This window comes from Streptococcus suis, from assembly GCF_002964045.1.
Taxonomy (GTDB): Bacteria; Bacillota; Bacilli; order Lactobacillales; family Streptococcaceae; genus Streptococcus; species Streptococcus suis_U.
The window spans coordinates 1-5,444 of record NZ_POPB01000351.1; the positions used below are offsets into that span (position 1 = coordinate 1).

Consider the following 5,444-nt stretch of genomic DNA (forward strand, 5'->3'; position numbering starts at 1 on the left):
AGAAGGCCTTTTTATTTTGTCCAGATGAGGTGGTTTAAGCACCAAAACAGCTATTTTTCCCTAAAAACAGTAAAAAAGACAAACACCAAAACGATGTTTGTCTGCAATCTGAAACACCAACGGAGTTGGTGTTTTTGTTGTGTCTATTTTTTGAAGAAAATTTAAAAAGTTAGATTACTAGTCCTAATTTTTGGAAATTATAATCTAACTTTTTGTTTGTTTTTGAGATGTTTTTACGCTTTCAGGCACCAAGGTAATTTTCTTTATATCTTGAATGTTGATAATACTGGTCACCCGACGTTTGAAATTTTTCATGATGATCCGTTGGCGCTCCTTATCGTATTTAACAATATCACCTGTAAAGCTTCGGTCAGCATAGATAACATGGATGGCTGCCTTTTTATAGAGAGCGAGTTCTAAATTGTTTTTTATCTCTTCCTTGCTATCTGGCTCGATAGTCTTAGGAGCTTTGGTATTGCCCAAAAAGATATTGACTTGCTCTAAAATAACTTCCAAAAATCTCTTCATGGCATTATCCTTTCAAACTTGGTATAATTATAGTAACGAATTTTCGCAAAAATGACAAGTTTTTTCGAATAAATAAGTGAAGGAGGTAACAAATGGCAGAATTTACATTTGAAATTGAAGAAAAACTCTTGGTCCTATCTGAAAATGAAAAGGGATGGACCAAGGAACTCAATCGTGTATCCTTTAATGGTGCACCGGCCAAGTATGATATCCGAACTTGGAGCCCCGACCATACCAAGATGGGTAAAGGAATCACGCTCAGCAATGAAGAATTCCAAGTCTTGTTGGATGCATTTGCAAATAAATAAAAGAAGCCTAAGCGAAAAAGGCTTCTTTTTTCGTGATGGGTTGCAAGAGGCGGTGGCAGCTAGTAACCAAAGCAATTTTTGTCAAATCTGGAAGGATAAAGGGGAGAACCGTCCATACCAACGTATCTGACCAGCTAGCACCTGAAACAAGCTTAAAGACTAACAAACCGATAAGGAAGCAAGTCGCGGTTCCTAGTAGGCAGGCTAAGAAAACCGTCACTGGTGATGAATCTGATTTAGTGAGGCTTGAAGTAAATACTGCATAAATTAGGAATCCCCACAGAAAGCCTGCGTTTGGACCTACAAGAGTAGCGAATCCGCCTGAAAAACCAGCAAAGATAGGAAGTCCGATAGCTCCTAAGGCTAAGTAGAGAGCTACGCTAGCAAGAGCTTCTTTTGGTTTGTAGAGACAGGCGATTAGTCCAATAGCTAAGGTTTGAAGAGTAAAGGGAACAGGGCCGATAGAGAGGCTGATTTGAGACAAGGCAGCAATAAGAGCTGTTCCGATAGCGATGTAAACAAGAGATTTAGTAGAATGGTTTGTCATTTTGTTATCCTTATTATTTTTATTGGTTAACAAAATTATAGGGAGATTACTGTTGAAAGTCAATGCTTCAATCATCAGGTGTCACAGTGTTATAGTTTTTACTTATAGGTGTAGATAGAAAATTTATATTATGCAGGCTTGGTCATTCATGCTAAAATGATACAAAAAAGAAAGCGAGCCTATCTATGTCAGAACTACTTGAAATTTACCGTACACTAAAATCCAAAACTTGGGTGGACTTAACCCATCAAATCAATGAAGATAGCCCCCATTTCCCAGCCCTTCCAGCCTTGGAGAAAAAGGCTTTATTTACTCACAAAGATGGATTTTTTGTAGAGCAATTTACAGTTGTTGGTCAGTATGGTACTCATATTGATCCGCCTGTTCACTTTGTAGAGGGGGCGCGTTACCTGGATGAGATTGACTTGAAAGATTTGCTCCTGCCTCTTTATGTGATTGATAAGTCCGAAGCAGTTGCAGCAAATAATGATTATGAGATTAGCAAGCAAGATATTTTGGATTTTGAAGCTGAGCATGGCCCAATTGCGCCAGAATCCTTTGTTGCTTTCCGTTCGGATTGGTCAAAACGTTGGCCAAGTCAAGATGCTATTCGCAACTTGGATGATCAAGGTGTGCAACATACACCAGGTTGGAGCCATGAAGCTTTAGAATATTTAATTGAAGAACGTCAAGTTAAGGCAGTTGGTCATGAAACCTTGGATACGGATTCAGGTGTTTCGGCAGCCAAGAATGGTGGTAGTCTACCAGAAGAATATTATCTCTTGTCTAAGGACATCTACCAGTTGGAAGTCTTGAATAATCTTGATCAGGTGCCAGCAACAGGAGCCTTGATTTCCATCGCCTTCCCACACTGGGAGAAGGCTTCTGGTTCGCCAGTGCGTGCCATTGCCATTTTACCATAAGAAAAAAGACCAGGCAGTGAGTTTGAATCACTTGTCTGGCTTTTTTTCTGTGGCAGTATTAAATTGTTTCTGAATTATTGCAGATAAATGAACCATCAAAACAACTAAATTAAACAAACGCTGAAAAAATATAAACAACTGTTGACATTTTATCACAGGTACGATACAATATAAGCGTGAACTGAATTAAGTTTACTTGTCATTTAATTGCGTATTAAAATAAGGAGGAATAGGTAATGGTAAATCCTTTGAAAAAAGTCATCATTATTGTAGTGGTTGTTGAATAGTTTTTCTGTTTTCTTTGATACATCAATCATGAAGCGTAATGAAATGACAATTTAAGGATTAGATATTATGTATCTAATCCTTTTAAATACAGTTAGTTAGGGGAATGATATGAAGCTTTTACAGTACAAAGGTGTCAAACTTGCTGCTTTTTTAGTAGTCATTAAATCTATTTTAGAGGTTTTGGTTTCTTATGCCTTGGTTTTAGTCGCAGTTAGTGATTTGACACTCCTTATTAGAAATGTAATATTTATTTTGCTACTTTATGTCTTACATGGTTTATTTCTTTATTTATCCATGGAGGCTATTGCAAAAGCCAGTGCTAATCTGAAAGAAACATTGGGACAAGAAATAGATACCTCATTTACGGACATGTCCTTTACTCTCTATCATCAAAATAATTATGGCGAGCATTTGTCACGCTATATTAATGATGTACCTAAAATCATTGAATTGATTTTAAACAAATATATGTCCAGATTGGGCATGCTAACAGTAGCTATTAGTAGTTTTGTGGCATTGTTATCTATTCACTATACAATGGGAATTATCGCAATTCTAGCCTCATTAGTGATGATATTTGTGCCTAATCTTTTTCAAAATAAGCTATCAACTTATATTGTTGGGGCACAAAATGCTAAGGCTGTTTACACGAGTGAAATGCGTGAATTGCTTCAGGGATTCACAATGTTTTTTGAATCACGTAGCTTTCCGCTATTTCTTAAAAAATCTTACCAGTCTGTGAAAAAATATGCATACTATGTTTATAAGACGGAAAGGTTTGCAGCTGTTATGAGTGCTGTATTAACCCTTGTTAACTCATTAGTCAGCTTATTTGCTTTGGCTGTACTAGCATATCTTGTTACACAGAATAAAGTAAGTGCGGGGAGTTTGCTTGCTGTAACCTCATTGATACCAAGTTTTGGGAGCTCAGTTATGGAGTATTTATCAGAAAGTGAGTTCTATAAATCTGGCTTGAATTTGTTTGAAGAGAAGTTTTCTGATGCAAAGGGTTGGACAGAACTTCAAGAAATAGATGTTCTCACAAGAGGTATTCAAGATAGCAATAAGGAACAAATAAATAAAATTGAGCTTAATGATATTTGTGTAGAGTTTGATAGACCCTTACTATTCTCTAATAGAAATTTTCTAAGAGGTAAAAAATATGCTATAATGGGTGAAAGCGGAAGTGGGAAGTCGACATTATTAAAGGTTTTATTAGGTGAAATTGATCAATATAAAGGAGATGTATTAATAAATGGTAAGCCAAAGGATAAGACATCAAATTTATTTGATAAAATCGCTTATGTGAATCAAGAAACATTCTTGTTAAATGATACCGTTAAAAACAATATTGATTTAGATAGCAAGATGACAGATGATGAAATTGCCATATTGCTAGAAAAATTAGGGCTATCTAACTTTGATGCACAAATGAAAATTGAAGAGAATGGAAAAAATCTTTCAGGCGGTCAGCGACAACGTTTGGCTCTAGCCAGGGCTTTGGCACGAGGGAAAGATATATTAGTTTTAGATGAAGCAACAGCGAATTTAGATGAACAAACAACCAGATTAATTTATGACATTGTGCTAGCTAATGAGGCTACCGTGATAATTATAACGCATCATTTAGATAGTGAAACCGCAAAACGTTTCGATGAAATAATAAAATTATAGTAAAAGAGGATAGCGAAGTGACAGAGCGAGAGCGACTAGTAGATTATATATTTTCATTTGATTTGATAAATGATCCTATACAAGAAACAAGTGAGTACAAGGACGTTGAAAAAGTAACGTCGGAAGAAGTTCTAGGAATCATTCACTCTTTTCAGATGACATTGATGAAGCAGAAAAATGAATTATTGCCGTATGTTAACGATGAATATAATCTACTGAGTGCTATTTTCTTTCATAATCCTTCAATCTCTACATTTGCTGATTATTGTTCATATATAGAAGATTTGACTTTGTCACAGTTATCAGAAATTGTCTCAGTCTATATTTTGCAATCGGAAAAGAAAAATGAAGAAATTAGTTTAGAAACTCTTATTTCATCGCCTTTTTCTGACACTAATAAATGGCGATTGACTACCGTTCTATTTTCTAATGAAACAATCAAGAAAAAAATGATTGCGTTCTTAAAGCAAACCTGGAGAATATATAATCAGTATTTAGAGCGGTTGTTAGTGACTTTAGCCAATGAAGAGGAGCAGTCGAAACGTTTACTATTAGAGAGCGATGACCTTTATCAAGTTGTTTTTTCAGACTATATTAATAAGGAATCATTTGAGGAAGTAAGAGAAAAATTTGTTTTACCATTTTTAGTACACAAGATGCTTTATATAACTGCAGGAAATTTTTCATGCGTAGGAATTGGCTGTCAAACCTATCATTATTGGTCGCTTCTCAAAAGAAAAGGGAATATCAATCAAAGAACCCGAGAGCAGGTATTAAAAACACTTGTTGACCCAACACGATTTGGAATTATAAAGTTCATTAATGAAGGAATCTGGTCAAATAAAATAATTTCTGAAAAGTTTGGTATTTCATCTTCAGCAGTGACCTACCAATTGAAGTATTTGATGGAGCATAATATTATCTTTCAGGATTCTGAAACAAGAAAGTACTCTATTAATAAAACTTTACTTTCACAAGTGTTACTTGATTTAAAAGAGGAACTGGAACTATAATGGAAAATTGAAATGATTGTAGTTGTTATTATTGTTTTATAAGAAAAAGAGGCTCTATAATTTCTGTAGTGGGTAAATCCACCATGGAAATTATGGAGCCTTTTTGAGTATAGAAAAAAAGTTCCATATGACCTATAATGAAAAGTGCTCAAACTATCATTTT

Annotated in this window: 6 protein-coding genes; 4 read left to right on the forward strand and 2 right to left on the reverse strand. The window is 35.2% G+C overall.

What is annotated here, in order from left to right; all coding sequences use genetic code 11:
- Window positions 1-204: 204 nt before the first annotated feature.
- The gene (locus C1E99_RS08265) at window positions 205-528 is read right to left on the reverse strand and encodes a hypothetical protein (protein WP_105207237.1); all 324 of its coding nucleotides are present in this window, start codon (window positions 526-528) and stop codon (window positions 205-207) included.
- 92 nt (window positions 529-620) lie between these two features.
- On the opposite strand from C1E99_RS08265, the gene C1E99_RS08270 reads away from it, so the two are divergent.
- Window positions 621-836 carry a YdbC family protein gene (locus tag C1E99_RS08270; protein WP_024384626.1) on the forward strand — a complete coding sequence of 72 codons (216 nt, stop codon included), beginning with the start codon at window positions 621-623 and terminating at the stop codon, window positions 834-836.
- 7 nt (window positions 837-843) lie between these two features.
- Here C1E99_RS08270 and C1E99_RS08275 read toward each other — a convergent pair whose 3' ends face one another.
- Window positions 844-1,383: a biotin transporter BioY gene (locus C1E99_RS08275; RefSeq protein WP_105207238.1), complete on the reverse strand. Its 540-nt coding sequence runs from the start codon at window positions 1,381-1,383 to the stop codon at window positions 844-846.
- A 185-nt stretch (window positions 1,384-1,568) separates the two neighbouring features.
- On the opposite strand from C1E99_RS08275, the gene C1E99_RS08280 reads away from it, so the two are divergent.
- From C1E99_RS08280 to C1E99_RS08290, 3 genes are all read left to right on the forward strand, one after another.
- The gene (locus tag C1E99_RS08280; RefSeq protein ID WP_105207239.1) at window positions 1,569-2,306 is read left to right on the forward strand and encodes a cyclase family protein; all 738 of its coding nucleotides are present in this window, start codon (window positions 1,569-1,571) and stop codon (window positions 2,304-2,306) included.
- Window positions 2,307-2,702: 396 nt separating this feature from the next.
- Window positions 2,703-4,268 (forward strand): ATP-binding cassette domain-containing protein, encoded by a 1,566-nt coding sequence (locus C1E99_RS08285; protein WP_105207240.1) that lies wholly within the window; start codon window positions 2,703-2,705, stop codon window positions 4,266-4,268.
- Between the two features lie 17 nt (window positions 4,269-4,285).
- On the forward strand, window positions 4,286-5,281 hold the full coding sequence (locus C1E99_RS08290; RefSeq protein ID WP_105107378.1) for an ArsR/SmtB family transcription factor: 996 nt from the start codon (window positions 4,286-4,288) through the stop codon (window positions 5,279-5,281).
- Window positions 5,282-5,444: the final 163 nt, after the last annotated feature.